The 25,957-nt window shown below is 69.8% G+C and carries 27 protein-coding genes and 3 pseudogenes; 12 read left to right on the top strand and 18 right to left on the bottom strand.

The features are described from left to right. Window positions 1-2: 2 nt before the first annotated feature. The 5 genes from QZ607_RS07430 to QZ607_RS07410 form a co-directional block, all read right to left on the bottom strand. Window positions 3-1,028, bottom strand: coding sequence for an iron ABC transporter permease (locus QZ607_RS07430; RefSeq protein ID WP_295881381.1), 1,026 nt, complete (start codon window positions 1,026-1,028; stop codon window positions 3-5). An 80-nt stretch (window positions 1,029-1,108) separates the two neighbouring features. Beyond that, window positions 1,109-1,954: an ABC transporter substrate-binding protein gene (locus QZ607_RS07425; protein ID WP_295881379.1), complete on the bottom strand. Its 846-nt coding sequence runs from the start codon at window positions 1,952-1,954 to the stop codon at window positions 1,109-1,111. Between the two features lie 204 nt (window positions 1,955-2,158). Then, window positions 2,159-3,040 (bottom strand): phosphatase PAP2 family protein, encoded by an 882-nt coding sequence (locus QZ607_RS07420; protein ID WP_295881378.1) that lies wholly within the window; start codon window positions 3,038-3,040, stop codon window positions 2,159-2,161. 7 nt (window positions 3,041-3,047) lie between these two features. Beyond that, window positions 3,048-4,610 carry a glycosyltransferase family 39 protein gene (locus tag QZ607_RS07415; protein ID WP_295881637.1) on the bottom strand — a complete coding sequence of 521 codons (1,563 nt, stop codon included), beginning with the start codon at window positions 4,608-4,610 and terminating at the stop codon, window positions 3,048-3,050. A gap of 35 nt (window positions 4,611-4,645) precedes the next feature. Then, on the bottom strand, window positions 4,646-5,665 hold the full coding sequence (locus tag QZ607_RS07410; RefSeq protein ID WP_295881635.1) for a glycosyltransferase family 2 protein: 1,020 nt from the start codon (window positions 5,663-5,665) through the stop codon (window positions 4,646-4,648). 375 nt (window positions 5,666-6,040) lie between these two features. Between QZ607_RS07410 and QZ607_RS07405 the strand changes: the two are divergent. Together QZ607_RS07405 and QZ607_RS07400 are read left to right on the top strand one after the other, a co-directional pair. Next, window positions 6,041-6,199: pseudogene (locus QZ607_RS07405) on the top strand (type IV secretory system conjugative DNA transfer family protein); the annotation flags it as partial. Window positions 6,200-6,353: 154 nt separating this feature from the next. Next, window positions 6,354-6,446 (top strand): annotated as a pseudogene (locus QZ607_RS07400) (type IV secretory system conjugative DNA transfer family protein); the annotation flags it as partial. 142 nt (window positions 6,447-6,588) lie between these two features. Here QZ607_RS07400 and QZ607_RS07395 read toward each other — a convergent pair. Beyond that, a complete protein-coding gene (locus QZ607_RS07395; RefSeq protein ID WP_295881376.1) occupies window positions 6,589-6,972 on the bottom strand; it encodes a redoxin domain-containing protein in 384 nt (127 codons plus the stop codon). Window positions 6,973-7,290: 318 nt separating this feature from the next. Between QZ607_RS07395 and QZ607_RS07390 the strand changes: the two genes are divergently transcribed. After that, on the top strand, window positions 7,291-8,745 hold the full coding sequence (locus QZ607_RS07390) for a PAS domain S-box protein (protein WP_295881374.1): 1,455 nt from the start codon (window positions 7,291-7,293) through the stop codon (window positions 8,743-8,745). 86 nt (window positions 8,746-8,831) lie between these two features. Here QZ607_RS07390 and QZ607_RS07385 read toward each other — a convergent pair whose 3' ends face one another. The 3 genes from QZ607_RS07385 to QZ607_RS07375 all read right to left on the bottom strand — a co-directional run bounded on the left by QZ607_RS07385 (window position 8,832) and on the right by QZ607_RS07375 (window position 10,499). After that, a complete protein-coding gene (locus QZ607_RS07385) occupies window positions 8,832-9,389 on the bottom strand; it encodes a TlpA disulfide reductase family protein (RefSeq protein ID WP_295881369.1) in 558 nt (185 codons plus the stop codon). A gap of 78 nt (window positions 9,390-9,467) precedes the next feature. Next, window positions 9,468-9,917, bottom strand: a complete 450-nt coding sequence (locus QZ607_RS07380) for a hypothetical protein (protein ID WP_295881366.1) — start codon at window positions 9,915-9,917, stop codon at window positions 9,468-9,470. 129 nt (window positions 9,918-10,046) lie between these two features. Continuing rightward, complete coding sequence (locus QZ607_RS07375) at window positions 10,047-10,499, bottom strand: hypothetical protein (RefSeq protein WP_295881364.1); 453 nt, start codon at window positions 10,497-10,499, stop codon at window positions 10,047-10,049. A 351-nt stretch (window positions 10,500-10,850) separates the two neighbouring features. On the opposite strand from QZ607_RS07375, the gene QZ607_RS07370 reads away from it, so the two are divergent. Next, window positions 10,851-11,420, top strand: coding sequence for a carboxymuconolactone decarboxylase family protein (locus QZ607_RS07370; RefSeq protein ID WP_295881362.1), 570 nt, complete (start codon window positions 10,851-10,853; stop codon window positions 11,418-11,420). A 33-nt stretch (window positions 11,421-11,453) separates the two neighbouring features. On the opposite strand, the gene QZ607_RS07365 is transcribed toward QZ607_RS07370, so the two are convergent. Further along, window positions 11,454-12,767: an NAD(P)/FAD-dependent oxidoreductase gene (locus QZ607_RS07365; protein WP_295881360.1), complete on the bottom strand. Its 1,314-nt coding sequence runs from the start codon at window positions 12,765-12,767 to the stop codon at window positions 11,454-11,456. Window positions 12,768-13,082: 315 nt separating this feature from the next. Here QZ607_RS07365 and QZ607_RS07360 point away from each other — a divergent pair, with 315 nt between their 5' ends. Beyond that, on the top strand, window positions 13,083-14,282 hold the full coding sequence (locus QZ607_RS07360; RefSeq protein ID WP_295881356.1) for a cation:proton antiporter: 1,200 nt from the start codon (window positions 13,083-13,085) through the stop codon (window positions 14,280-14,282). 49 nt (window positions 14,283-14,331) lie between these two features. Here QZ607_RS07360 and QZ607_RS07355 read toward each other — a convergent pair whose 3' ends face one another. Together QZ607_RS07355 and QZ607_RS07350 are read right to left on the bottom strand one after the other, a co-directional pair. Beyond that, on the bottom strand, window positions 14,332-14,979 hold the full coding sequence (locus QZ607_RS07355; RefSeq protein ID WP_295881354.1) for a DoxX family protein: 648 nt from the start codon (window positions 14,977-14,979) through the stop codon (window positions 14,332-14,334). Window positions 14,980-15,126: 147 nt separating this feature from the next. Next, window positions 15,127-16,041 carry an MBL fold metallo-hydrolase gene (locus QZ607_RS07350; RefSeq protein ID WP_295881352.1) on the bottom strand — a complete coding sequence of 305 codons (915 nt, stop codon included), beginning with the start codon at window positions 16,039-16,041 and terminating at the stop codon, window positions 15,127-15,129. Window positions 16,042-16,195: 154 nt separating this feature from the next. On the opposite strand from QZ607_RS07350, the gene QZ607_RS07345 reads away from it, so the two are divergent. From QZ607_RS07345 to tal, 7 genes and pseudogenes are all read left to right on the top strand, one after another. After that, the gene (locus tag QZ607_RS07345; RefSeq protein WP_295881351.1) at window positions 16,196-16,942 is read left to right on the top strand and encodes a hypothetical protein; all 747 of its coding nucleotides are present in this window, start codon (window positions 16,196-16,198) and stop codon (window positions 16,940-16,942) included. Window positions 16,943-16,965: 23 nt separating this feature from the next. Beyond that, window positions 16,966-17,577, top strand: coding sequence for a hypothetical protein (locus tag QZ607_RS07340; RefSeq protein ID WP_295881349.1), 612 nt, complete (start codon window positions 16,966-16,968; stop codon window positions 17,575-17,577). Continuing rightward, window positions 17,477-18,265, top strand: a pseudogene (locus QZ607_RS07335) (hypothetical protein); the annotation flags it as partial. The gene QZ607_RS07340 and the pseudogene QZ607_RS07335, both read left to right, overlap by 101 nt. A gap of 62 nt (window positions 18,266-18,327) precedes the next feature. After that, on the top strand, window positions 18,328-18,618 hold the full coding sequence (locus QZ607_RS07330) for a hypothetical protein (protein WP_295881347.1): 291 nt from the start codon (window positions 18,328-18,330) through the stop codon (window positions 18,616-18,618). A gap of 40 nt (window positions 18,619-18,658) precedes the next feature. Next, the gene (locus QZ607_RS07325) at window positions 18,659-20,062 is read left to right on the top strand and encodes a glycoside hydrolase 100 family protein (protein ID WP_295881346.1); all 1,404 of its coding nucleotides are present in this window, start codon (window positions 18,659-18,661) and stop codon (window positions 20,060-20,062) included. A gap of 124 nt (window positions 20,063-20,186) precedes the next feature. Continuing rightward, entirely contained in the window at window positions 20,187-21,170 is a 984-nt protein-coding gene (gnd, locus tag QZ607_RS07320; RefSeq protein ID WP_295881345.1) for a phosphogluconate dehydrogenase (NAD(+)-dependent, decarboxylating), read from the top strand. Window positions 21,171-21,397: 227 nt separating this feature from the next. Continuing rightward, the gene (tal, locus tag QZ607_RS07315; protein ID WP_295881344.1) at window positions 21,398-22,366 is read left to right on the top strand and encodes a transaldolase; all 969 of its coding nucleotides are present in this window, start codon (window positions 21,398-21,400) and stop codon (window positions 22,364-22,366) included. Between the two features lie 88 nt (window positions 22,367-22,454). Here the strand turns inward: tal and QZ607_RS07310 are convergent, their stop codons facing one another. The 6 genes from QZ607_RS07310 to QZ607_RS07285 all read right to left on the bottom strand — a co-directional run bounded on the left by QZ607_RS07310 (window position 22,455) and on the right by QZ607_RS07285 (window position 25,828). Next, the gene (locus tag QZ607_RS07310) at window positions 22,455-23,645 is read right to left on the bottom strand and encodes a zinc ribbon domain-containing protein (RefSeq protein ID WP_295881340.1); all 1,191 of its coding nucleotides are present in this window, start codon (window positions 23,643-23,645) and stop codon (window positions 22,455-22,457) included. Continuing rightward, window positions 23,584-24,156 carry a recombinase family protein gene (locus QZ607_RS07305; protein ID WP_295881338.1) on the bottom strand — a complete coding sequence of 191 codons (573 nt, stop codon included), beginning with the start codon at window positions 24,154-24,156 and terminating at the stop codon, window positions 23,584-23,586. Before QZ607_RS07305 ends, QZ607_RS07310 begins: the two co-directional genes overlap by 62 nt. 59 nt (window positions 24,157-24,215) lie before the next feature. Then, window positions 24,216-24,566, bottom strand: a complete 351-nt coding sequence (locus QZ607_RS07300; protein ID WP_295881336.1) for a recombinase family protein — start codon at window positions 24,564-24,566, stop codon at window positions 24,216-24,218. A gap of 66 nt (window positions 24,567-24,632) precedes the next feature. Further along, window positions 24,633-24,887, bottom strand: a complete 255-nt coding sequence (locus QZ607_RS07295; protein ID WP_295881335.1) for a hypothetical protein — start codon at window positions 24,885-24,887, stop codon at window positions 24,633-24,635. Further along, the gene (locus QZ607_RS07290; RefSeq protein WP_295881332.1) at window positions 24,884-25,348 is read right to left on the bottom strand and encodes a helix-turn-helix domain containing protein; all 465 of its coding nucleotides are present in this window, start codon (window positions 25,346-25,348) and stop codon (window positions 24,884-24,886) included. Before QZ607_RS07290 ends, QZ607_RS07295 begins: the two co-directional genes overlap by 4 nt. Before the next feature lie 240 nt (window positions 25,349-25,588). Continuing rightward, complete coding sequence (locus QZ607_RS07285; RefSeq protein ID WP_295881328.1) at window positions 25,589-25,828, bottom strand: DUF5372 family protein; 240 nt, start codon at window positions 25,826-25,828, stop codon at window positions 25,589-25,591. Window positions 25,829-25,957 lie beyond the last annotated feature (129 nt).

The raw sequence follows: 25,957 nt of genomic DNA, 5'->3' as shown, positions 1-25,957 counted from the left end.
TCTCATGGCAGGGTCCGCCGGCTCTTGAGCACCAGCACCAGGAAGAAGGGTGCCCCCACCAATGCCGTGACCACCCCGAGCATCAGCTGCTGCGGTGTATCCAGCAGGCGGATGGTGAGGTCCGCCGCCAGCACCAGCAGCGCGCCGCCCAGCGCACTCGGCAGCAGCAGCCGCCCGGGCCGATGCCCCACCAGCCCCCGCAGCAGGTGCGGCACCACCAGCCCGACAAAGCCGATGGTGCCGGTCACCGACACGCAGGCACCCACCGACAACGCGGACCCCATGATCACCAGCGCCCGCAGCCGCGGCAGGTGGACGCCGAGGCTGCTGGCTTCCGCTTCGCCCAGGGTCAACAGCGTCAGCGACGGGGCCGCCGCCAGCAGCAGCGCGGCGCCGGCGGCGACGAAAGGCAGCACCAGGTGCACATCGGCGAGGCTGCGGTCCGCAACGGACCCGAGCAGCCAGAGCACGATGTCCTGCACGCTCGCGGGATTCGGCGCCAGATTGAGCGCCAGCGAGGTCAGCGCGCCCGCCAGCGAGGACAGCGCGACGCCGGCCAGGATGAGTGTCAGGTTCGAGGCCCCGCCGCGGGTCAGCGCATAGAGCACCAGCGTCGCCAGCAGCGCGCCCGTCATGGCCGCCGCCGGCAGGGACCAGATGCTCACCGCCGTGAGCCCGAAGTAAAGGGCCAAGACCGCACCCAGGCCGGCGCTCGCGGAGATGCCGAGCAGCCCCGGCTCCGCCAGCGGATTGCGCAGCAGCCCCTGCAGGGCCGCCCCGGACATGCCGAGGGACGCCCCCACCAGCCAGGCCAGCAGCACCCGCGGCAAGCGGATCTGCTGCACGATGAGGCGGTGCTCCCCGGGGCCGGTGCCGACCAAGCCCCGCAGCACCTCGCCCCAGTCCATCGGCGCGGCGCCGAAGCCCAGAGACAAAAGGCTCAGCACCAGCAGGGCCGCCGTCAGCAGGCCGACGAGGCCGAGCTGGCGCACCCATGACGCTGCGCGGCCGTCACCGGTTGCCGTCACGGCGCCGGTCTCAGGCCGAGCCCCGGGCCCGGGCCCCGGCCCGGGCACAGCAGGGCGCTCCGCCGCAGACAACCCCGCGGTCATGACCCATCGCCCTCGGCAATGGTTCCCACCTGGTCGGCGATGACCTCGGCGGCGCCCACCAGCTCCAGCCCGCCGCAGCCGAACAGCCGGCTTGGCACCTGCACCGTCGGGATGCGCGCCAGCAGCCGCTGCAGCAGCGGGTGGCGGGCGTAGGCCGATGCGGTGAGCGCCTGGCGCTGCTCGAAGTAGCCGAGCAGAAAGACATCCGGCGGGTCCGTGACGATGCGCTCCAGCGGATAGGCGCCCCAGCCTGCATGGCCGTGCGCGGCAGCGAGATTCACAAGCCCGAGGCGGGTCAGCACATCGTCCACATAGGTGCCCGAGCCCGCGCTGCCGCCGCCCGGCCGGAGATAGAGCGCCCGCAGCGCCGGCAGATCCTGGGCCAGCTCGCGCATGCGCCGCGCCGCATCAGCCACCAGCGCGGCGCCGGTCTCGGCGCGGCCGATCTGCGCGGCGACGCGGCGGGTGGTGGCAAGCGCGTCGTCCCAGTCCGTGGGATAGGGCACCTCGATGAGCTCGATGCCCTGCCCCGCCAGCAGCCCACCGAAGCGCCCGCCGGTCCAGCCGCGATACACCAGCGCCTTGTCCGGGCGGTGATAGAGCAGATCCTCGACGCCGCCGGCGTTGCCGGGATAGGCCGCCGCGCGCTCGGCGATGGGCGAGAGCGCCGGGTCCTGACTCTGTCGGGACAGCGAGACGATCTGCTGCGGTGCCGCCACCGCAGCCAACAGCAGGTCCGCGCACAGGTTCGTGCCCATGACCCGCGGCAACCCGCCATCCGCCACGGCGGCGGTTGCCGGCAACAGCCAGGTCAGCAGCAGCCAGGTCAGCAGCCGGCGCATTGGACGCCGGGCGGTGGCAGCGCTGGCTCGCGGCGGGGATGGGTACATCAGGGCCAAAGGCAGTGCAGGCGTAGAACGTGCAGCGTGCACCTGATCCCGGCCTCGCCGAGCGGCTTGGGTGAGAATCGCAGACATGCCGCCGTAGGTTGGGCCGACGCCGGGAGGCCCAACGCCAAGGCCCAAGGCAACCGCAGCCGCAACCGCCTACCCGCCGCCTGCAATCTGCCGCATGCCGCGAGCCAGGGGCAGCACCGCATAGCCGAGCAGCGCGGCACCCAGCGCCGCGACACAGAGCAGCTGGAGCCACAGCCCGGCCGCCGGGTACCCGCCGTCGTCAAACCAAAGCCCGACGCTGACGATGGCCGCGAGGGTCACGAAGGCCAGATGCACCGAGCCGTCCTGGATGCCCAATGGGCTGCGCCGCGCCAGCCGTGCGCCGATGATCACCGCAAGCCAGCCGCCGCCGAGCCCGAAGGCCACATCCACCGGCCAATGCACGCCCACCGCCGTGCGGCTCAGGCCCACACCGACTGCCAGCAGCAGGAACACTGCGCGCCACGCCCGCCGCCGGGCAAACAGCGCCAGCACGCCGAAGAAGACCCCCGCGGTCACGCTGTGCCCGGACGGAAAGCTCTCGCCGCGATGGGCGGGACCGATGAGGTTGAAGCTGCCGGGCTCCAGCACCGCCGGCGGTCGGGCCGCGTCCAGCAAGGGCTTGAGGCCGCGGGAGTACAGTGTCGCCACCAGCGCCGCGAAGATGAGCGCCCAGAACACCCGCGGGTGGCGGCGGGCCAGGAACAGGCTGAGCGCGAAGGCCACCCGCTCGTCCCCGAGCACCGTGAGCCCCTGCCAGAGCCTGCCGGGCAGCTGCGCCGCAGCGGCGTTGAGGGTGCCGAAGCCCGCGTGATAGCCCACCAGCAGCCAAAGACCCGCACCCAGCACCAATGCGGCGAGCGCCGCATGCGTGAGCCAGGCCACGGCGGGCGCGTCCGGCCAGGCATCCCTGGCGGCACCGCGGGAGAGCGCCGCATCCAGGTCCTCGCCGAGGGCGCGCCACAGGCGAAGCCAGCCGGCAGGCTGCGACACGCCGCCGTCAGCCATCACCACCGCCCGCGAAGGTCACCAGGGCCACATGCCCGCGGCGATAGAGGATGACGAGCGCATCATCCGGGCGGCTCGCCGCAAGATCGTCCAGCTTGTCCACGCGCAAGAACACCAGCTCACCGGGCTCGGGCCGGTCCACCTGCGGTGTGATGGCGTCGCGGTAGACGCTGAAGCTCGGCATGCTGGTGCGGAACACCACCGTCGGCTGATCCAGCTCCCGCGCAATCAGCGCCGCCTGCTTCACCGGCGCCTGCATCACCGCGAACACCCGCGGCACCAGGGCGCCGAACACCACCAGGGTCTGCACCACGCCCGCCAGCAGCAGCCGCTGCCAGACCGGGATGCGTGGGACGTAAGCGAGCAGCAGCAGGGTCGTGAGCCCGGCCAGCGTCGTCAGCACGTAGACCCAGTCCAGGACTTGGGTGCCCTCGGCGAACATGGCCTGCTCATGCACCCGGTCCGCCTGGCCCGCCAGCAGCGGCAGCATCAGCGGCAGCGCCGCCAGCAGCGCCATGAACGAAAGCGGCGGGCCGAAGGCGAGCCAGCGGCTCCTGAGCGCGTCGCGATGGCGGGCCATCAGCAGGAACAGGGGCGTGATGCCGTAGACCATGTAATGCGGCAGCTTGGTGTCCGAAAAGGAGAAGGTCACAAAGACGAAGCCGAACCACAGCAACAGGAATCGGTCCAGCGGGTCCGCCCACAGCGCCCGCACCATCGGCAGCAGGCGCAGGAACCAGCCCGTGAAGGGCAGCAGCACCACCGGCAGCATCACGAAATAGTAGCCCGGAAAGCCCGCGTGGCCGTGCTTGACCCCGCCGTAGCGGCCGACGTTGTGCTCCAGGAAGAAGCTCCGGAAGAACCCGGGCCCATCGTCGAGGTAGATGGCCAGATACCAGGGCCCGGCGACGGCGATGAACACGAGCCACCCCAGCGGCGCAAACACGGCCCGCAGCCAGTCCCTGAAGCGCGCCAGCGACAGGCAGTAGGCAAAGCTCACCAACAGCGGAAAGAACACCGCCACCGGCCCCTTGGTGAGGAAGCCTAAGCCCAGCCACAGATAGACCCGCAGCAGCACGCCCTGCCGTGGGTTCTCCAGCCATCGGTAGATGTCGAAGAAGGCCAGCGCAATGAACAGGTTCAGCACCGCGTCGGCCACCGCCGCCTTACCGATGATGGCCACCTGGAGCCCGAAGGCCATGATGAGCGCGGCGACGGTCGCGGTGGTCGCATCGACGCGCGAGCGGGTGAAGCCCCAGAGCGCCGCGAGCCAGAGCGTCGCGGCGATGGCCGAGGGCAGCCGCAGTGCAAATTCGTTGAGGCCAAGCGCCGACACCGACGCCGCCTGCAGCCAGTAGATCAGCACCGGCTTGTCGTAGCGCGGCTCGCCGTCGCGGTGCGGCGTGATGAAGTTGCCGGAGGCCAGCATCTCCCGCGTGGCCTCGGTGAAGGCGCCCTCGTCCAGGTCGTAGAGCGGCACGGCGCCGAGCTGCCAGAAGAAGGCGAGCCACACCGCCAGCGCCAGCAGAGCGAAGGCCGCCGGCGGGTTGAACAGCGCGTCCGCCGGCGCCCGCCGCGCGTCGTTCGGGCTCAAGCCGCCCCCTTCCAGCCAGCCCGCTTCGGGTCCGACTGCCAGCGGATGCAATGGTGCGTGCGCTCGTGGGAGGCGAAGAAGGTCCGGGAGAGCACCTCCGCCAGCACGCCGGTGGTGAGGAACTGGATGGACGCCACCAGCAGCAGGATGGCCATGAACAGCAGCGGGCGCTGGCCGATGTCCTCGCCGAAGCCGAACTTGACGACCAGGAGCCAGGCCATCATCAGCCCGCCGACGGCGCCGAAGCCGAGCCCGATGGCACCGAAGAAGTGCCCCGGCCGCGCGCCGTAGCGCAGAAAGAAGAACGCCACCAGCAGGTCCAGCAGCACCCGGAAGGTGCGCGAGATGCCGTACTTGGACGCCCCCCGCTCCCGCGCGCGATGGCTCACCTCCGTCTCGCCGATGCGCGCCGGGTCCGTGATGCCCGCCACCCACACCGGGATGAACCGGTGCATCTCGCCGAACAGCCGGACTTCCTTGATGATCTCGGCGCGGTAGACCTTCAGGCTGCAGCCATAGTCGTGCAGCGTCACGCCGGTCACCCGACCGATGAGCGCATTGGCGATGCGCGAGGGCAGCTTGCGTTTCACCAGCGCATCCTGGCGATCCCGGCGCCAGCCCTGGAGCAGGTCCAGGTCCCGGTCCACCAGCTCCTCGACCATGCGCGGAATATCCGCCGGATCGTTCTGAAGGTCCCCGTCCAGGCTCGCCACCAGGTGCCCGCGGGCGGCATCGAAGCCCGCCTGCATCGCCGCCGTCTGCCCGAAGTTGCGGCGGAAGCGGATCACGCGCACGTGCCGGCCGTAGTGGTCCGCCTCTGCCTGCACGCGCTCGGCGGTGCCGTCCCGGCTGCCGTCGTCCACCAGGATCAGCTCCCACGGGTGCCGGTAGTCCGCCAGCCCCTCGTGCACCCGCGCGAGCAACGGCGCGACATTCTCCGCCTCCTCATACAGCGGGATCACCACGGACAGGCTGCGCGGGTCCGCCGCCGGGTCGGCAGGCGGCGGCGCAGAGATGCTCGCCGCGTCGGGCAGTGCGTGGGGATCGGGCTGGGTCATGGATGCTGCGGACTGCTGGCGCCGGTGCTCGCTGGGCGGCGCGACGGTCCGCCCCGATGGCAAGCGCGCAGCTTAAGCCTACCGCCCGAGAGCGTCCACCGTGGGCGCGCCTTCCCCGCCGCGCTGACCCGGCCAAGCCTGATGCAGTTCCGAATACGCCGGGGACCTGGGACCCTGTGAGCGCGAACGGTCCGCAGAGCGGACCCTACGGATGAACGCGGCCGTAGCGACCGCTGTGCGGACCTTCCGTGCTGGCGGGGCAGGGCATCGCGCTGTCCTCGTTCTGCCGGTGCTACATCCGGAGCTTCTGCCACGAGTCGGAGACGCCCCCGGGTGGGAACAGTCTGCTCCATCAAGTCGGCGCTGGCCACCAAGCACACCCTGTGGGCCAATCCGCTCATCGACCGGGCGACGTCCCGCACCAAGCTCGACCTGCGCCGGTTCCGCCGCGAGCCGATGTCGCTCTACATCGCCATCGTGCCGAACGACCTGCAAGGGCTCGACCCCCTGGTGCGGTTCCTGATGGAGCTCTTCCTCGCGGCCAATACCAAGGCCGGGGAGACGCCGGTCGATGATCCGGACCTCAACGTCCCGGTCCTGCTGCTGCGGCTTGATCAGATAGGGGGAGCTCCTGTCGCTCGGGCGCATGGAGAAGCTGGTGCGCGCGCTCTCCTACGTCCGCGGCTGGGGCATCCGCATCGCAACGGTGATCCAGTCCGAGGCCCAGCTCCACGCGGTCTACGGCCGCGAGCTCGCCGAGGCCTTCATCGACAACCACAGGGCACGAGTCTACTACCGGCCCCCGGGGTGCATCGGCGGGATCTGGCCGAGGCGATCTCGAAGATCGTCGGGCAGAAGACGGTCAAGCAGACCAGCTTCAGCTACACGGATAACAAGCGATCGCGGCAAGTCTCCAAGACCGCACAGGCGATCCTCGATGCCGGATAGAACGTCAGCACCACCGGGCCGTCGGCCAGCAGGTCGGCGAGTCGGACCGACGTGCCCAAGGCTTTGGGCAATGTGAAATCGGGCGCCTGTCCAGCCACCGGCAGGCCGGGGTCGGGCATGGCCGCGGCCAGGTCCGTGGCGGCCCGCTCCATCACCGCCCGATCAGAGGCGTTGAGCTTCGGCCCGCCCGCCTTGGCGCGCTCGGCCTGAAAGGCTTCGAGCGCCTGTTGGTAGCTCGGCAGGGGCGGGGCCGGGTCGCTTCCCGCGAACAGGGGCGGCGGCAGGAGGACGGCCAACAGCAGGGGAAGCAAGCGCATAAACAGAACCTCGTGGGTGTCAGAGGCGACGATGTGTCGCCTGTTGGAGAAGGCGTGCGCCCTGTCCCGTCATACCGACCAGGGCGGCGGCGTGACCTGGAGAATGCGACCGGCGTCGGGTCGGATCTCTTTCACGCGGATTGGATGACGGGCAGCGGCGGGCGATAAAGTGGCGACGGCGCCGGAATGCTCGGGTTGAAATTGCCCGGCGGCCCGGGCACTTCTACGATGTCAATAAAAACGCCGCATGATCTCTTCGGCGTCGCAGAACTCGTCCGCGGTCCCCGCAATGACCCGACAACCAACCCGTGAAGTGCCATGCAGGACCATCACCCCGGCCTTGAGCAGGAACGTGCGCGCCGCGCAGCCGCCGAACGTTCGCTGCACGAGAGCGAGCAGCGCCTGCGGCGAATCTTCGACCATTCCAACGACGCCATCCTGGTCATCGACCCGGCTGCCGATCGTATCCTCGAGGCCAACGCCCGTGCCGCCGACATGCTCGGCTATGACGCCGACGAGCTCATCGCGCGGGTGACCATCTCGGCCGTGCATCCGCAGGAGATGACACGCCTGCGCGCCTTTGCCGGGCACGTCATGGCTCGCGGCAGTGGCTGGACCAACGAGCTGAGCTGCACCTGCAAGGACGGCCGCCGGCTGCCGTCGGAGATCTCCGCCTCGGTGGTGTCCTTCGACGGGCGCGACTGCATCATTGCCGTGGTTCGCGACGTCACCAAGCGCAAGGCCGCCGAGGAGGCGCTGCGCCGCAGCGAGGAGCGTTTCCGCGCCTTCGTCGAGAACGCCGGTGACGGCTTCTTCGCCGTGGATGCCGACGGCTGCATCCGTGATGTCAATTCCCGCGCCTGCGACATTCTCGGCTACCGGCGCGACGAGCTGGTCGGCCGCAACGTGCTCGACATCGACGCCGGCCTGACACCGGAGGCGTTCGGCGCGCTGCTCGGAGAGCTGCAGCTCGACCGCTCGCAGCTGCTGGAGAGCCGCCACCGGCGCAAGGACGGCAGCGTGTTCCCGAGCGAGGTCAGCATCTGCGCCTACGGCGATCCGCGCAGGCCCAACTACATCGCGCTGCTGCGCGACGTCAGCCGCCGCAAGGAGGCCGAGGCGGCCATCGCCCGCCTGGCCGAGATGGGCGAATTCGCGGCCATGATCATCCACCAGGTGCGCAATCCATTGGCGACCATCGACCTGTGCCTGGAGCACTTCGCCCGTCCTGACCTCGACGCGCGCACGCGCAAGCGCCTGGACCTGGCCCGCGGCGAGTCCGTGCGCCTGGCGCAGTTGTTGGACGAAGTGCTGGACTATGCCGGCCGAATGACCCTCGCTCTTGCGCCCTGCGCAATCGACGAGCTGATCCGCGGGCTGGTGCCGGCGCTGACGGCGTTGCCGGCGCTGGCCGGACGCGACCTGCGTGTGCGCACCGGTCTGCCCGGCGTCCGGGTCCAGGCCGATGCCGACAAGCTCGGGCAGGCCGTCACCAACATGGTCGCCAACGCCGCCGAGGCGGTGGCGACCGGCGAGGCGGTGGAGCTTCGCACGGGCGGCACCGCGGCCGCGCCCCGCATCGAGGTGCAAAACGGCGGCGAGCCGATCCCGCCGGATGTGCTCGCGCGCATCGGACAGCCGTTGTTTTCCACCAAGGGCCGCGGCAACGGCCTGGGCGTCGCCTACACCCGCCGCGTCGCCGCTGCGCATCACTGGGACTTCACGCTGACCTCGACCGCCGCCGAGGGCACCGTCGCCCGGCTGCGGCTGTAGCGCGGCGGCCGCTGCGCATGGCGGCTTCGCGACGCCGGCCACCGTGGGAGCCCGCTCCGGCCCCGCGCTCATCGGCATGATCCGCATCACTCCCGCAGCAGCGCCGCGACATGGTCCGACAGCGGCGGTGCATCCCAGGGCGCATCGCCGATGACGCGAAAGGCGACACGGCCGCGCTTGTCCAGGACATCCGTGGTCGGCAGCACGGCGACATCCCAGTCTTCGGCGACCTGGCGATCCGGGTCTGGCAGGAGCGGAAATGCGAGTCCCCGGGCGGCACCGAGCTCGGCGACCTGGTCCGGCTCGTCACCGACGGCCACGCCCCAGAGCGCGAGCCCGCTGTTGCCGAAACGCCCATGCAGTGCCTGCAAGGCGGGCATCTCCTCGCGGCAGGGCCGGCACCAAACGGACCAGAAATTGAGGATAAGGACGCGGCCGGCGAGGGCGGTGCGGTCATGCAGCGCGCCATCGGTCCCGGCCAGCCGCAGCGCCGGCGCCGGCGGGCGCGGCTCGAAGCGGTGCAGCCCGCGTCGATCCGCGCGTGCCGCTGCCGGCGCCAGCACCGGCAGTGCCGCCATGGCCAGCAAGATGCGCCGGCGGCGCCGATCAGTGCGCGCAGCGTTCTCAGGTGTTCGCTTCATCATGGCGTGTGGTCCTGTGCCCTATGAGAACCCTGGGCCGCGGGCGGGGCGGCACCCCGTCCGCGGCGGTCCAAGGCGGCATCAATAGGCCGGTGCCTCGCCGCTGAACACGAACCAGCCGTCCTCGTAGATGCGATCGAAGGCGGCCTGCTGCGCCTTACGGCTCCAGACCGTCTCATAGCTGCAGTCCTCCTTCACCTGCAGCTCATCGACGACCATGGTGTTGTAGCGGTCGTTGACCTCGCCGGTGGCCCTGGCCTCTTCCAGGACATGGCGCACCTTGGTCTCGCGGGGAACATTGGACAGGAAGTAATACTCGCCGTCGGCCTGCTGGAGCACGAAGTCGGGCTCGAAGGCCACGTGGGGGTCCAGCTTGCCTGCCGGGCAAGTGTGGCCGCCATGCGCGCAGCCGTGGCCGTTGATCTTGCCGGTAATGGTCTCGGCCGCGGCCGAGGTCATGGCCAGCCCGCCGCCGACCAGGGTCAGCAGCGGCAGAAGGGTGCGCAGACGGGGATGTGTCGGATGGTGCATGGTCTCCTCTCCAGTTTCGTCGTGGGGGGGCAATGGGAATCGGGCCGGCGGCCCGTGCGGCGGGCGGTACGCGGGGCGGCGCCCATCACCGTCAGAGACCGAGCCTGCCGGGCCGATCTTTCAGCCTGTTCACTGCGAATGTGCATCGTCGCCAAGCGAGAACCAGCCATCCTGATAGACCGCCTCGAAGGCCTGTTGCTGGGCGCGGGGCGTCCAGACCGTCTCGAAGCCGTCCTCGGTGCGAACCATCAGCGCGTCCACGTCGATGGAGCGGTAGGTCTCGTTCAGCGAGCCGCGCACGCGCACCTGCTTCAGCACATGGCGGACCTTGGCCTCGCGGGGCACGTTGGACAGGAACCAGTAGCCGCCGTCGGCCTGCAGCAGCACGAAATCCAGCTCGAACGACAGATGGGCGTCGAGGTTGCGGGCCGGGCACAGATGGCCGCGCTGGGCACAGCTTTGTCCGTTGAGCCGGCCTTCCAATGTCTCGGCGCGGACCATCGCATCGACGGACATGGCGGCGGCAAGGATCAGCGCCATCGGCACGGCGAGGCGCAGCGGGCGGTGGGTTCTGTGATGCATGGTCGAGGTCTCCCGGCAGCGGCAGAAGCGAGCGGCACCGGACCCGGGATCACCGGGAAACAGGCCACGGATGGCGAGTCGGGTGTCCGTCGGTCCTGGAGACCGGAGCGGCAGCGGTCGCTTTTCAGCGGCCCCGGCGGTCCGGATTGGCCGGACGTTCTCGGAGGCCTCGACGATGCGGGACGCCGATGGCACCGACGCGGGCAATCCCGGCGCCACGCTTGTCATCAAACGTCCCCGCTGATCCGAAAACGGCTCCGCGGCTGAAATGATCCTCGGCGCCGGCCGGTCTGCTGCTGGAGCACGCCGGGCCGCCGGGCCCGTGCCATTCACACGCCGCTGGAGGCCGCCATGCAGACACAGTTCCCTTACCATGACACCGAATCCGCGCCGGATGCCGCGGTGCCGTCGTTGCAACAGGCCGAGCAGCGCTTCGGCATGCTGCCGAACCTGATGCGCAAGATGGCCACGGCCCCGGCGCTGCTCGATGCCTACCTGGCCTTGGGCGATCTGTTCGAGCAGACCTCGCTGTCGCCGGCCGAACAGCAGGTGGTGCTGCTGACGGTGAGCCGCGAGAACCGCTGCGAGTACTGCGTCGGCGCGCACAGCGTGCTCGCGGACATGGCCGAAGTGCCCAAGGAGGTGACGGATGCACTGCGCGACGGGCAGCCGTTGCCCGATCTGCGTCTCGAAGCCCTGAGCCGCTTCACGGCCGCCGTGGTGGAGGCGCGCGGCTGGGTCGGCGAGGCGGAGATGGACGCGTTCCTCGCGGCCGGCTACGGCCCGTGGCAGGCCCTGGAAGTGGTCCTGGGTGTCGGCATGAAGACCCTGTCCAACTACACGAACCACATCGCCGGCACCGAGCTGGATGACTTGTTCCAGCATCGCGCGTGGGATGCCGGGACCGGCGGCAGCGCCTGAGGCCGGCCGGCGCCGGCTGACCCGGCGCCGGCGTCAGCTGCCATCGCGCTCGTCGACGGTGCGCGTGAAGCGCAGATGGGCGATGTCCGGCGGAAAGAACATGGCCCAGTTCCACTCCAGGTAGACCCGCGCCTTGCGGGCGAAGGTGGGGATGTAGAGCAGATAGAAGCCGCGCCACAGCAGCCAGGGGATGAATCCGGACAGATTGACACCCCAGATACGGGCGACCGCGCGGTTGTGGCCGATGGCCGACATCAGGCCCTTCGGCCGGTAGCCGAACGGCCGGGTCGGCGCGCCGCGCTCGCGGCGGGCGATGTTGGCGGCGAGCTGCGGACCCTGGCGCAGCGCGAACTGGGCCGTAGGCGGGCAAGGCGCGCCGTTCGCGCGGCTATTCGACACCGCGGCGCAGTCGCCGATGGCCCAGACGCCGGGCAGCTCCGGCACGGACATGTCGGCGTCGACGCACAGTCGCCCACGCTGTTTCTCGGCCGGCAGCGCCTCGATCAGCGCGTTCGGCGCCGTGCCGATGGTGCTGACGACGGTGCCGGCATCGATGCGGCTGCCGTTGTGGAGTGTCACGCCGCGGGCATCGATGGCGCGGCTGCGGCTCGAGAGCCGCACCTCGACGCCGCCATGACGGGCCAGCTTGCGCTCGGTGAAGCGGCCCAGGCGCTCGGGGAGTTCCGGCAGCAGGTGCGGGCCGCCGTGCACGATGACCACGCGCGGCGGTTCCAGTTCGGCATGCCGGTACCAGCGGCGGCTCTCGGCGAGGAAGTCGCTGATCTCCCCGGCCACCTCGACGCCGGAGAAGCCGCCGCCGACGACGACGAAGGTGGTCAGCCAGCGGCGCAGGGTCGGGTTCTCGGTCAGCTCGGCGTCTTCCAGGCGGGCGATGACGCGGTTGCGCAGGAACAGCGCATCGCCGACGGTCTTCAGCGGCAGCGCGTGCTCGGCCAGGCCGGGGATCATGCGCAGGTTGGCGCTGTTGCCGCAGGCCAATACCAGATGGTCGTAGCCGAGGCTGCCGGTCTCGCAGCCGCCCCGGTAGTGCACGCGGCGCGCGGCGGTATCGATCGCCGTGACACGGACCTGATGAACACGCGCCCGGCGCACCATCTGGCGCAGCGGGGCGACCACGTGTCCCGGCAGCACCGAGGCGCCCACCACCTCCGGCAGCAGCGGGTTGTAGGTCAGATGGTTCTCGGCGGACAGCAGATGGATCTCGGCGGTGCGCAGGCGGCGCTCCAGCGCCCGCGCCGCCGTGGTCCCGGCGAAGCCGCCGCCGATGATGACGATACGTGGGGCGCTGTCGCGGTCCGCGCGGGCGGGATTCGGATCATCACGCATGGGAGGGCTCCGGCCGCGGTTGGGTCGGTAAGGTTGGTGCATCGGCACCCGATCGAGGTGGAGGCGGGCGGTGTCGGGCCGTTGGCACCGCGCTCGTCGTCCGCACTTGCCGATAGAGACCGAGCATCACGCTGGATTATTTCAGCGCATGGCCGTTGTCCACGCGTGCCGTTGGGATGGCTGTGGATAAGCTGTTGAGGACGGCGCCAAGCAGCAGGCTGCGCTGGGGAGATCGTCGGATTGATCAAAAATTGACCAGCGCCCCGGCGCCAGCGGGGCCGCCACCGCCGCTGCTCGTCCGCGAGAAGACCGCTTATGCTCCAGATCCTGTCGTTCTACGCCGTCCTGCTGGCGCTCGCCCTGGTGCTGGAGCCCCTGGCCCGGCGTGCCCGTCTCCCGTTCGGCGCCGTGCTGGTGCTGCTTGGCTTCGCCGCCGCCGAGCTTTGGATCGGCATCGGTGGCGACACCGGCCTGCATTGGCGCTGGTTCGATGATCTGGTGTTCCAGGTCCTGCTGCCGATCCTGATCTTCGAGGCGGCCTACAACCTGGCGCCGCGGCACCTGCTGTGCAACCTGCTGCTGATACTGACCCTGGCGCTGCCGGTGATGCTGCTGTCCACGGCCTTGATCGGCGCGCTGCTCTATGTCGGCATCGCCCACGCGAGCGGCTTTCCCTGGCTGGCCGCGCTGATCGCGGGGGCGCTGCTGTCGGCGACCGATCCGGCCGCGGTGCTGGAGCTGCTGCGGCGCATCGGCGCGCCGCCGCGGCTGCTGCTGCTGCTGGACGGTGAGGGCCTGTTCAATGACGCCAATGCCATCGTGCTGTTCACATTGCTGGTGGCGCTGGCCACCGGCGAGCAGTCCTGGCAGCGCTGGGACGAGACCGCGCTGGCCATGGTCGGCGTGCTGGCCGGCGGCGCCCTGGTCGGGCTCGCCGGAGGATCGCTGGCGGCGCTGCTGGGCCGGGTCGTGGCCGGGCCGGCCGAGCGCGGCGTGCTGACCCTGGTCGCGGCCTATGGCGCCTTCGCGGCGGCCGTGCAGCTGGGTGTCTCTGGGGTGGTCGCGGTGCTCTGCGCCGGGCTCATGCTCGGGCGCGCGCGGCGGGCGCCGGGTGACGAGGCGTTGTCGGTGCTGTGGGCGTACAAGGCCTGGCTCGCGAACACGCTCTTGTTTCTGATCGCCGGCATCACCGTCCAGCCGGCGATGTTCACGGACCAGTGGCTGGCGATCCTGATCGGCATCGGCGCGACCCTGGCGGCACGGGCGGCCGGGGTGTTCCTGTTGCTGCCGCTCGCGGCCCGGCTGCCCGGCAGCGAGCGCTTGCCCACGGCCTGGTATCCCCTGCTGTGGTGGGGCGGCACCCGCGGCGCCGTGACGCTGGCGCTGGCCCTGTCGCTGCCGGTGGAGCTGCCGTACTGGTGGACCATCCAGTCCATCGCCTATGGCGTCGTGCTGTGGACCCTGCTGGTGCAGGCCGGCAGCATGCCGCTGGTGCTGCGGTGGCTGCGGCCCTGAGTCGTCGTCCCGCGGGCCGCGTGGGCGCTGCGCCCACATCGCGTCGGCTTCAGGCGCGTGCCGCATCGAGCCGCGACGCCGCACCCCGCGGCGCCACGCCGGGGCGATCAAGCCAGCGCCGCACCCAGTCGTCCACCGACACGTAACGCCCGGCGCCGATGAAGAAGAGCGCCACGAGCATGATCAGGTAGGTGGCCGCGAACTCGATGCCGTTGTTCAGGATCACCAGGCTGCCGTTCTCGGTCAGCCAGCTGTAGTTGCCGTGCTCGCGCAGGATGTCCTTGGCACGGTCGAGTCGCTCGATGGCGCCGATGGTGCGCTCGTTGGCGAACAGCGAGCCGGCCCCCTCGGCGATCGCGAGCCAGCCATGCTGCCAGTGCACCGTGAACATGGCGACGATCATGGTGACGATCAGCGGCAGCGCGATCAGGCGCACGCCGAAGCCGAGCACCAGCAGCACGGCGCCGACGGTCTCGGTGGAGGCCGCGAGGAAGGCCATCACGGCCGGAAACGGCAGGCCCAGGCCCCAATCCGGATTGCCGAACCAGGCCACGGTGCTGTCGAAGCTGGCGAATTTCTTGGTGCCCGCCATCCAGAAGACAGGCGCGAGATAGAGCCGCAGCAGCAAGGGGGCGATGAAATCGACGCGCCGCGTGGCATCGAGCAGGCCGCGGGCATGATTGAGCAAGGCGATCATGGGAGAGTCTCCGACGGTGGTGTCGACGTTGGGATACATCGTCGAAGACCCGAGCGGCCCGGTCGATCTTTCGCCTGGACCGGCAACGAGCCCGGCGCAGCAACCCGGCGGCCATCCGATGCGCCGGCGCCGGGGCGCCGTTGATCGTCAGGGCGTGAAGCAGTCCAAGTCCTCGGCCACACTCACGGTGCCCGGATAGACGCGCCCGATCCGCGCCAGGCTGTCGTCGAGAGCGCGCTCGGAACGACGCATCAGGTGGCTCAGCACCAGATGGCCGACCTCGGCCTCCTTGGCGATGGCGGCGATCTCGGAGGGCAGCGCATGCAGCCGCGCCGCCACCGGCCCCGCCTCCACGGGCACGGCATGATCCATGATCAGCAGGTCGGCGCCGCGGGCGAAGTCGGCGAACCAGGGATCGTCGCCGTTCATGTCGCCGCTGAACACGATGCGGTGCTCGCCCGCGTCCACGCGATAGGCCAGCGCCGGCACCGGGCCGTGGGTCACGCCGACGGCGCTGACCCGGTAGGCGTCGGTCTGGTGCACCGGCATCGGCTCGCGGCTGTCCGCATCCAGCGTGCGCCGCCTGAGCGCCACGAGGCCGTTACTGCCGTCGAGAGAACCGGCCAGGTAACGGAAGGCGCCGGTCCCGGGTCCGAACAGCCCGTGCAGATAGCCCTCCAGGTCCGGATAGTCGCCGCCGCCGGTGGGGCCGGCGATGGCCAGCGCACGGGTGCGGGGGCTGAAATAGCCGCTCTTCAGCAGCGCCGGCAGGTCCGTGGCGTGATCGGCGTGCAAATGGGTCAGCGCGATCAGGTGCAGGTCCGCGAAGCGCGCGCCGCTGGCGCCGAAGCGCGCGAAGCTGCCTCCGCCGATGTCCAGCAACACCCGCGCCTTGCCGTCCAGCCAGACCAGATAGCCGGCGCTGGCCCGGCCCGGCTGGCCCTCGGGGCCGCCGGAGCCGAGCACCTGCACGGCGACGGGGGCCTCGCAGGGGCCGGCGTCGGCGCCGGCGACGGCGAGCAGCATCAGCAGGGCGGCGAAGCGATGGGCACGGGTTGTCATTGCGAATCTCCTCGGGGTGGAGTCGTCTTGCCAGGGGATCTTCTGACGGTGATCGCGCGCCGATCCAAGGCCGCACCGGCGCCAATGTCCGCGAGCGAGCGCCCGTTCCTGCACCGGCGTGAAAGAATTGCGGCCGTCAGGCGGTCGATCCCGTATGCACCCCGTCGCCGCCACCTATCCCCTGCTTGACTTGCGCCGCCTGCCGCGCGCCCGGGTCAGCGCCGGCGCCGTCACCGTCGCGGTGACCTTCCGTGAGACCTGGGCCGACGGCCTGGGCGCGCGCGGCTGGAAGCTCGACGCCAACCTCGACGACCCCGAGATCATCGCGGCGACGAGCACGCCCGGCGAGACCATCCCGACCTCGGTGCCGGTGCACGACATCCTGGACCATCTGCTGTGCGGCTTCGCTCCCAGCGGCCACCGCGCCGAGGCGATGGCGCTGGCGCAGCTCGCGCAGCGCACCGATACCGATCCGACGCCGGACTACCGGCAGATGGTGCACGAAGACCTGCTGCAGGGTCGCATCTTGGGCGAGTCGCCGCACGCGTTCATCGGCGCTGGCCTGCGCGCCCATTTGCCGCGCAACGCGGACGCATGGGACGGCAGGACCCTGATGGCAGCGCTGCGCGCGCAGCTCGGGGAGGCACTCTTGACCGAGCTCCTGGTCGTGCGGCTGCGCGCGCTCGGCCAATTGGGACGACCGCACGCCATGCTCGCGTGGCGCCTGACCGGTTTTGATTTCCGACATCGCGGGCGGCTCGGTGACCGACTGCAGCGACTGCTGGAGCGCATGGACGCCTGGGTTCGGACCGATGGGCGTCCTCACGCGACGGGAGAAATCCGTCTGCGCGCCGATCTCTGCGAGTTTGCTGCCCGCAACGGGCCGCGCCTTCGAATCTAGATCAGCAGGTTGTTCAGACCACGATGGAACCCATCCGAACGTCCTCTTCCGTACCGGCGGTCGCCGCAAGCCGTCGCTCCGCGAAGCGGACCCGCAAGCCTGGTGGCGCAGCACGCGGGTCTTCGCGACCGAGATCATCCACGCTCGCCGGTGGCGACGGCGGTCGCCGATGCCAACCCTGCACCGCCTGCTGCGACGGCTGGCTGCGTATCGAGATCGCCGGTATTGCCGTCTTTCCGGGTAGCCCCTGTCCGCACAGCACCGGCAACGGCTGCGACGACTATATCCATCGCCCCCGGTCCTGTGTGCGCTTCGAATGTGGCTGGCGCATGCAAGGCAGCCCGCTGCCGGGCTGGATGAAGCCGAACCAATCCGGCGTCATCGTTCTGTTCGCGAAGCGCCGCTGGATGGGGCGGCCGGTCGACGTGGCGGTGCCGGTGGGGCCGCGCATTCCGCCGCGCGCGCTCGCGTGGCTGAAGGCCTTCGCCGAACAGCACCAGCGGCCGTTGCTGTACACCGAGCAAAGCCTGAGCGATGGCCGCTGCGATGCCTCGCAGCAGGTGCTTGCGCACGGGCCGCCGGCATTCCGCGAGCAGGTTGCTGCCTGGCAGGCCCGCGGCGAGCCCTTGTGGTAGCGCGTCAAAGCTGGAAACAACGGCGGCTTTCGCATCGGGCTCGCGCCGACAGCATCGTTGGTGGCGGCTGAAAGAAGGGCGGCGCACGGCCGGTTCTGGACTGAAACCGGACCCGAGCCCAAGAGGATGCCTCATGCCCGCCGCGATCGATCTCACCACCCATGTCGAGCTGCCCCCGGCCGCGCTGCCGCAGGCCGGGCCCAGCGTCATCGTGATCTTCGGCGCCACCGGTGACCTGACCCGGCGCAAGCTGATCCCGGCCCTGTTCCATCTGCACATCAAGGGCTGTCTGGACGCCGGGCTGCGGGTGCTCGGGATCAGCCGCGACGACCTCGACGACGCCGCCTTCCGCGATCTGCTCGCCGACGCGTCGGCCGGCTCGGCCGAGATCGGCGAGCCCGATGCCGCGGCCTGGGCGGAGTTTGCCGAGCGCCTGCACTATCGGCCCGGTGATTTCACCGCGGCCGACACGTACCGGCGGCTCGGCGACGCGCTGGCGCACCAGCCCAGCGAGAACCGGCTCTTCTACCTGGCCACGCTGCCGTCGGCGGCGCCGCGGATCATCGCCGCGCTGGCCGAGCATGGGCTGAACCGGGAAGAGCGGGGTTTCGCGCGGGTCATCATCGAGAAGCCCTTCGGTCATGATCTCGACTCGGCGCGGGCGCTGAACGCCGCGGTCGCCGAGGCCTTCGACGAGTCGCAGGCCTACCGCATCGATCATTACCTGGGCAAGGAGACGGTCCAGAATCCATGGACTTCTGTTATCGCGGCGCCTTCGGCGCCAATCCGCCCTCGGCCTATGCCGTGCTGCTGCTCGACGCGCTGCGCGGCGATGCCACGCTGTTTACTCGCCGCGACGGCGTGGAGGCGCAATGGCGGCTGATCACGCCGATCCTCCGCGCCTGGGCGGCCGACCGGGCCGAGCCGCTGCCCAGCTATGCCGCCGGCGGCGACGGCCCGGCCGAGGCCCATGCGCTGCTCGCCCGCAACGGGCATGGCTGGCGCGCCATCGCCGACAACCGCGGCGCCTGCGCGCGCTGATCGCCGCGATGCGCGGCGCAACGGGACGAGGGTATCGGCGATGAACCGCGATGCCATGCAACAGGCCTGGCGGCTGCTGGAGGCATCCGTGGTCACCTATCGCGGCACGCCGGTGGGCACGGTGGCCGCCCGCGACGCCGAGACCGAGGCCCTGAACTACGACCAGGTTTTCACCCGCGACTTCGCCATCTCGGCGTTCGCGTTCCTGCTCGACGATCGCCCGGAGATCGTGCGCCACTTCCTGGCCACGGCGGTGAAGCTGCAAAGCCATGAGCGCCAGCTCGACTGCTTCAAGCCCGGCGAGGGCCTGATCCCGGCCAGCTTCAAGGTCACCGACGACGGCGCCGGCGAGCGGCTGATCGCCGATTTCGGCGAGCATGCCATTGCTCGAGTCGCGCCGGTGGACTCCGGATTCTGGTGGTTGCTGACGCTGCAGGCCTATGTGCGGGCCACCGGCGATCGGGCGTTCCTGATTGATGCATCGGTGCAGCAGGCGATCCGGCTCGTGCTCGATCTGAGCATGACCAATCGTTTCGACATGTTCCCGACCATGCTGGTGCCGGACGGCGCCTTCATGATCGACCGGCGCATGGGCGTCTACGGCTACCCGATCGACATCCAGGCACAGTTCTTCGCCGCGCTCTGCGCCGCCGCCGAGCTGCTCGACGCGACCGATCCGGCCAATGCGCCCTACCGCACCGCGCTGGACGAGCGCCTGCCGCATCTCGCCTATCACGTGCGCACGTACTACTGGCTCGATCTGCCGCGGCTGAACCAGATCTACCGCTACGGCGTCGAGGAATACGGGCCGGCGTCGGTCAACAAGTTCAACGTCTATCCGGACAGCATTCCCGACTGGCTCATGGACTGGCTGCCGGAGACCGGCGGCTATCTCGTCGGCAACGTCGGGCCGGGCCGCCTGGACTACCGCTGGTTCGGCCAGGGCAACCTGCTGGCCTGCGCCGCCGGACTCGCCACCGAGGCGCAGTCCGATGCCGTCATGCAGCTGCTGTCCCAACGCTATGACGACTTGGTCGGCAAGGTGCCGCTCAAGCTCTGCTTTCCGGCCCTGGAGGGTCAGGACTGGCGCATCCTCACCGGCTGCGACCCGAAGAACCGGCCCTGGTCCTACCACAACGGCGGCAATTGGCCGGTGCTGCTGTGGCTGCTGACCCTGGTCAGCCAACAGACCGGCGCCGACGAGCTGGCCGAGCGCGCGCTGCACGATGCCGAGCGCCGTCTCGTCCGCGATGACTGGCCGGAGTACTACGACGGCCGCCATGGCCGCCTGGTCGGTCAGCAGGCGCGGCGTCGCCAGACCTGGAGCGCGGCCGGCTACCTGGTCGCCTGTCAGCTCCTGGAGCGGCCCGAGCGCGCCGCGCTGCTGCGCATGGGCCGCCCGGTGGAGGGCGCGAGCTGTGCCGCCGTCACCGCCGGCGCTTGACGGCACCGGTCACGGCGGTTGAAACAATGCCGCGTCCGGCCGGGTCTCCGGGGATGACGACGACGGCCGTCCGCTTTCCCACGGCTGCCGCAAGATCATTTCCACGGGATTCAGGAGGCGTTTGATGCAAATCGCGATGATCGGTTTGGGGCGCATGGGCGCCAATATGGTCCGGCACCTGGCGCGCGCCGGGCACGACTGTGTGGTCTACGACCTCGACCCCGCGGTGGTGGCCTCGCTGGCCGAGGAGGACGGCGTCGAAGGGGCGGGCTCGCTGGCGGAGCTGGCGGACAAGAGCGAGCGCCCGCGCAGCCTGTGGCTGATGGTCCCCTCCGGTGCCGCCGTCGACGCGACGCTGGACGCGCTGTCGCCGCACCTTGCCGACGGCGACGTCGTCGTCTACGGCGGTAATTCCTATTTCAAGGACGATGTCCGTCGCGCCGAGCGACTTGCCGACCGCGGCGTGCGCTACATGGATGCCGGCACCAGCGGTGGCGTCTGGGGTCTGGAGCGCGGCTATTGCCTGATGGTCGGCGGCCCGGAGCAGGCATTCCAACAGCTGGAGCCGGCACTGGCGACCCTGGCGCCCGGTACCGGCAACATCGAGCGCACGCCAGGGCGCGAAGGAGAGCCCGATCAGGCGGAGCGTGGCTACCTCCATTGCGGACCGGTCGGCGCCGGGCACTTCGCGAAGATGGTCCACAACGGCATCGAGTACGGCCTGATGCAGGCCTATGCCGAGGGGCTGGACATCCTGCGCGGTGCGCGCGCTCAGTCTCTTCCGGCGGCGCAACGTTACGACTTCGACATCGCCGCGATCACCGAGCTGTGGCGCCGCGGCAGTGTGGTCGGCTCCTGGCTGCTCGATCTGACCGCCGCCGCGCTGCAGCGCGACGGTGAGCTGGCGCGCTATTCGGGCTACGTCGAGGACTCCGGCGAGGGCCGTTGGACCATTCAGACCGCCATCGAAGAGGCGGTGCCGGCGGACGTGCTGTCGGCGGCGCTCTATACCCGCTTCCGCTCGCGCCAAGAGCACACCTTCGCCGAGAAGGTCCTCTCCGCGATGCGCGAGCAGTTCGGCGGCCACGTCGAGCACTCGGCGCGCTAGCGCAGCACGGCAGGTCTGTCGAGGCCCTCCCCTGTCGTTGTCGTAATCGTAGTCGTGTCGATGATCGATGAGGACAACGATCGCAGACGGTCTCGGAATCTCCGCATTGCTGCGCACCAGCGGCGCCGTAAAAGACTCCGACTCGCCTGGACGGAACGGCGGTATCCAGCATAGCCGCGATGCCGTCGCCTTGCGCCCATTCTCAACCAATCTGCCCGGGAGCCGTCATGAACAAGCTTGAAGCCCTCCGTGACATCACACCCGTCGTCGCTGACACCGGCGACATCGCCTCCATCGAGAGCTACCGCCCGGTGGACGCGACCACCAACCCGTCATTGCTGCTGAAGGCGGCACGGCTGCCGCAATATCAGCCATTGGTCGACGAGGCGGTCGACTACGGCAAGCGCCGCAGCGACAACCGTGCCGAGCAGAGCCGGCTGATGATGGACAAGCTCGCGGTCAGCGTCGGTGTGCGCATCCTCGACCTAGTCCCGGGCCGGGTGTCGACCGAGGTCGATGCCCGTCTGTCGTTCGACACCGAGGCTACGATTACCCGCGCAAGGCAGATCATGGGCCTTTACGACGCCGTGGGCATCGACAAGGACCGCATCCTGATCAAGATTGCCGCCACCTGGGAAGGGATCCGCGCCGCGGAGCTCCTGGAGCGCGAGGGCATCCACTGCAATCTGACGCTGATGTTCGGCTTCTCCCAGGCGGTCGCCTGTGGCGAGGCGGGGGTGACGCTGATTTCGCCCTTCGTCGGGCGCATTTTCGACTGGTACAAGGCAAAGGATGGCGTCAACGGCTATGCGCCCGACGATGACCCCGGGGTGCGCTCGGTGCGGCGGATTTACGACTACTACAAGCGCCACGGCTACGAGACGACGGTCATGGGTGCGAGCTTCCGCAATACCGACCAGATCCTGGCCCTGGCTGGCTGCGATCTGCTGACCATTGCACCATCGCTGATGGACGAGCTGGCGGAGGCCAAGGGCGAGGTCCCGCGCAGGCTCGACCCGCAGGACGCCGCCGAACAGGGCGAGACCCGCGTCTCGTTCAACGAATCCGGCTTCCGCTGGGAGCTCAACGACGATGCAATGGCGACCGAGAAGCTGGCCGAGGGCATCCGCAACTTCGCCGCCGACTCGGTGCGCCTGGAGCGCTTCGCGTTCGAGAGCTGCACCCACTGTAACTGACCCGCTGTTCGCGGGGGCGCCGCCCCGGGGCGCCCGAGGGGGCCTTAGTAACGAGTCATCAGCGATGTGATGCAGCACCCGCGCCACCTCAGGCGAAGGGCTGCGCTTCACATTGCACCTCTTTCGTAGGGTTTGACGCGACCTGCGGGAAGCGCCGTCGCTTCGAGAGCCTGCTGCCCTGCTTCTTGTCCGGGGGATCGTCGCCGGGGTGCTCGTACAGGCACTCGTTCTTGTCGTTGTAGGCGTGGGCGAGCAGCAGTCCGCGCCGACGCCAGATCTTGACCGTGTGGGTCGCGATACCGAGCAGGTCGGCAGTCTCCTCGAGGGTCAGCATGCCGTCCTCGCGCAGGCGCTCGTAGCGCGTCTTGAGCTGGTAGTCGCGCCGCAACCGCCGCACCATGCAGGCGTGGAAGGGCAAGCCCTCTCCGGAGACGCGGCCGCGCGCGTTGAGAATGCCCGCGATCTCGCCCTCGGTGTGGTCATCGAGCAGGGCATCGATCTCGGCGACGACGGCGGCCGAGGTCTGACGAAGCTGCCACGCGGGCTGCGCGAGCGCCAGTCTCAGGCTTCGGCTGGCGCCGCCGCGGAAGCGCACGCCGGCGGTAATCGCATCGCCCCTGGTCAACGTGACGTCCTCCAGCAGCAGGCGCACCATGCGCTTGCGCTTGCGCTCGCGCTGCGGCGTCTTCGGGTCTTGCCACAGCCGCGCGAAGTCGGTGGCGAGCGCGAGGATCGCCTCGCGCCGAGCGTCATCGAGCTTCAGGTGGTCCTCGCCACGGCGCTGCTCGAGCTCTTCCTGCGCGTCGTGCAAGGCGCGCAGTTTTTCGTTCCACTCCGCCTCGAGCACGTCGACGACGAGGCGGTTGGCCGGGTCGGCCTCCATGAAACGGCGGCGCGCCAGGTCGGCCGCGTGGCGCGCGCGCTCGACCCGCTGGCGGCGCAAGGCATCGGCTTCCTCGGCACCTGCTTCGAGCTCGGCCTGGACCTGGAGCGCGACCTCCAAGGTGACCGGGGTGACCGTTTCAACGAGCAGCCGGCCAATGGCCTCGTCGATCCCCGAGCCCGGGATGGACTGGCACCGCGCCGTGGCGGTCTCGATGCCCTCGCGCTGGCACACATACTCGGGCCACTGCCGGCCCTTGCGCGTGTGGTAGCGCACCGTCATCCGCCGGCCGCAGACGCCGCAGACCGCCAGGCCCTGGAGCAGCGCGGGCCCTTCACGGGGTGGGCTCTTGCGGCGCTCGGCGCCATGGGCCTGGGCATTGTCGCGCAGCCGCACGAGGTTGGCCTCGAACTGCTCCCAGGTGATGTAGCCCGAGTGCGCGTCGGGAAACAGCGCAATCCACTCCTCGCGCGGGAGTACCTCGATCTCGATGCGCTCGCCCGGGCGCTGGTGCGTGTGTGCGCCCGAAGCAGAACGCGCCCGCGTAGCGCGGATTGTGCAGCACGCGCAGCACGCGCCAGTGGCGCAGTTCCTCCCAGAGCAGCTCGCCCTTGTGCGGGCCACCGCGCGGGCGGCGCGGGAAGCGCAGCTCCTGCTCACGGAAGTGCTTGACCGTGGCAGTCGCCGGGCCGGTCCGCGCGAAGGTCTCAAACAGGTGGGCGATGCTCGTGCGGACCTGGCTGTCGGGGTCGAGCACGACGTTGTCGGCGGCGTCATACACGAGGCCGACCGGCAGCGGCGTCTTCAGCGCGCCGCGACGCGCCTGGTTGAGGATGCCGCCACGCAGCCGCGCGCGCAGCACATGCAGCTCGGCGTCGGACATCGTGCCCTTCAGCCCGAGCAGCAAGCGGTCGTTGAAGTCGCTTGGATTGTAGATGCCGTCCTCGTCGAGGATCAGCGTATCGGTCAGCGCACAGATCTCCAGCAGCCGATGCCAATCGGTGGAGTTGCGCTGCCTGCCCGCGAGACCTCAAGCCCGAGCACGATCCCGGCACGCCCCAGCCCGACGGCGCTCACCAGCGCCTGGAAGCCTTCGCGGTCGGCGCTCGAGGCGCCGGACTTGCCCAGGTCGGTGTCGATCACGTGCACGCGCTCGATCGGCCAGCCCAGCGCCACCGCCCGCTCGCGCAACGCGTACTGGCGTCGCGTGCTCTCGGTGTTCTCGAAGACCTGCCGCACGGTGGACTGACGCACATACAGGTACGCCTCGCGCCGCAGGTGGCTGGCGGTCACCTTCTGGTGGAGCGGCTGGGTCATGCAGGCACCTCGCGGAGGTGGCTCAAGGTCATGGCGGCGAGGATTCGCACCACCTCCGGGCTCGCCTCATCCGACAACGGCGAGGGCGAGGACGGCTGGCGCGCGGTCTGCGCCGGCGGCGCTGATGGTCTCCAGGGCGCCGGCAACCGGGACCAGGCAGCCATCCAGGCCGCGACGCCGGAGGCGCCGCAGCACGACCAGCCCGTCGCGGCTCGCCGAGGCGTGATCGGCAACGGCATGGGTGCGCAGCACCTCGTAGCGCTCCGCGTACTCGGACCTGCGCGCTGTGCGCGTCGGCGATGCTGTCGGTTCGCCTCTCATCGCCGTTTTTTTTCCTGCCGCGCCAGGGCGCGCTCGATGCTGCGGCGGTGCACCGAGAGGCCGAAGCGCGCCTCGGCCAGCTCGACGAGCTCCCGTGGGCCGAGCGCCGGCTCCTCGGCGAGCGCCTCCAGCAGGGCCGTCATCACCTCCTCGGACAGCTTGTGCGCCCGCCTCGGTCCGGGCTTCTTGGGCAGCAGCGCCGGCAGGCCGCCCGCATCAAAGGCCGCCAGCGCCTGGTAGTACGACGGTCGCGACAGGCCGAAGCCCGCCGCGCTTTGGCTGACCGACTGTCCGTCCGCGCGCACGCGGCGCAGCATCTCGTACTTGACCTGCACCAGGTCGCGCCGGTCGAAGAACGCGCTCGCGAGGAAGACCTCGTCGGTGACCTGCTCGGGGTGCGGGTGCAGGCAGCCCTGCTCGCGCAGCGCGTCGGTCTTGGGATCGCTCTTGGATCGCGGCATGAGCAGCGCTCCGAACTATGTGTAAGGATAATTATGTCTACTATGGTTCCGCTGTCAAGGAGTAAAGGCCAAATGACGTCCACGCCATGCCTGGATATAGGCCAATATTGGGTATTACGCGGTCAGAAGATCTGAACATAAAAATTGCCATCGACAAAATTCTCCTTACAAATGCGGCGTAATCTCGTTGACAGTCACGCCGCACCAACAGGCGCGCAAGGGACGCCCAATAGCGGCCGGTCAGCGGGCCAACCCACGCACGAGCGTCGCCAACTCGAGGAGATCGGCGACGCGGAAATGCGCGCGTCCGGCCGACACGACGACTGCCGGATCCTCGGCAACGGCGCTGGTCCAGCGTGCGGGCAGGCTGCGGGCCTCGCCGGTCTCGTCCACATAGACGACCCGGTCCTCGGACCAGAAGTGACGGTAGTCGATGAGGTCGTACTCGCGTCTCCGCAGCGGGTGAAACGGGTGCGTCACCCGGAAACGTCGGCACTCAGCTTTCGCATCGGGTGCAGTGGACAGTTGTGTCCAACATCTTCGTCGAGCGCCTCTGGCGCACCGTCAAGTACGAGGACATCTACCTACGGGGTTACGGCGGCCTGCCGG

Origin of the sequence: uncultured Thiohalocapsa sp. (assembly GCF_913063425.1) — a bacterium.
Taxonomy (GTDB): Bacteria; Pseudomonadota; Gammaproteobacteria; order Chromatiales; family Chromatiaceae; genus Thiohalocapsa.
Note: the sequence above shows the minus strand (reverse complement) of the source record. Positions and strands in the feature narration are given on the sequence as shown.